1 protein-coding gene is annotated in these 1073 nt (G+C 60.4%); it reads left to right on the top strand.

What is annotated here, in order from left to right:
- Positions 1–19 precede the first annotated feature (19 nt).
- Positions 20–1054, top strand: coding sequence for an IS630 family transposase (locus F0311_RS11250; RefSeq protein ID WP_150462039.1), 1035 nt, complete (start codon positions 20–22; stop codon positions 1052–1054).
- Positions 1055–1073: the final 19 nt, after the last annotated feature.

The raw sequence follows: 1073 nt of genomic DNA, 5'->3' as shown, positions 1-1073 counted from the left end.
TGCTCTGGGAGACTGGAGTATGCGCAATAACGATGGCCGCAAGATCGATCATCACACCCTGGAGGTGCTGCGGCTTCGGGCTATCGACCAGGTCGCTGAGGGTCAACATCCTGAGGAGATTGCCGCAGCCCTGGGGCTGCATCGAAAGACGGTGTACAAGTGGCTGGCGAAGTACCGTGAGGGTGGCCGGGAAGCGGTGCTGTCCCGCCCGGTGCCTGGCCGGCCTTCGAAACTTTCTGATGAGCAGCTGGCCCAGGTCTATGAGTGGGTGGCCGGCTGTGATCCTTCGCAGTTGCGTTTCGACTACGCGCTGTGGACCCGCAAGATCGTCCAGCAGTTGATCGCTGAGAGGTTCGGGGTTCAGATGTCAGTCTCTGCGGTGTCTCGGATGCTGCACCGGCTGGGGCTGTCCCCGCAGCGGCCGCTGTGGCGGGCCTGGCAGGCCGATGAAGAGAAGGTCAAGGCGTTCAAAGAGCAGCAGTACCCCCAGATTGCCAAGAACGCGAAGAAACAAGGGGCCACGGTGTACTTCGCTGATGAGGCGGGGCTGCGTTCTGACCATCATGCAGGGCGCACCTGGGCGGCCAAGGGGCAGACTCCGGTGGTGAAGACCACTGGGGCAAGGTTCAGTCTGAATATGATCTCAGCGGTCACTGCCAAAGGGTTGCTGCGGTTCTCCACGTTTACTGGGTCGATGACCGCACCGAAGTTCATCGACTTCGTCAAACGGCTGATGCGAGATACCCAGGGGCCGGTCTACCTGATCGTTGATGGGCACCCGGTGCACCGATCGAAGGAGGTCCGCCAGTTCGCTGAAAACAGTGAAGGGATGTTGAAGCTGTTCTTCCTGCCCGGGTACTCCCCGCAGCTGAACCCGGATGAATGGGTATGGAAGAACATCAAAAACGACCAGGTCGGTCGGGCTGTGATCACTGGCCCGGATCAGATGAAGCGCCTGGCTGTTTCAGGGCTGCGCCGCCTGCAGCGTCTGCCGCATCTGGTGCGTGGATTCTTCCATGACCCGAATCTGGCGTACATCCACACCGCCGCCTGAGTCGACTAACTAACACACA

This window comes from Nesterenkonia ebinurensis (genome assembly GCF_008711175.1).
GTDB lineage: Bacteria > Actinomycetota > Actinomycetes > Actinomycetales > Micrococcaceae > Nesterenkonia > Nesterenkonia ebinurensis.
Note: the sequence above shows the minus strand (reverse complement) of the source record. Positions and strands in the feature narration are given on the sequence as shown.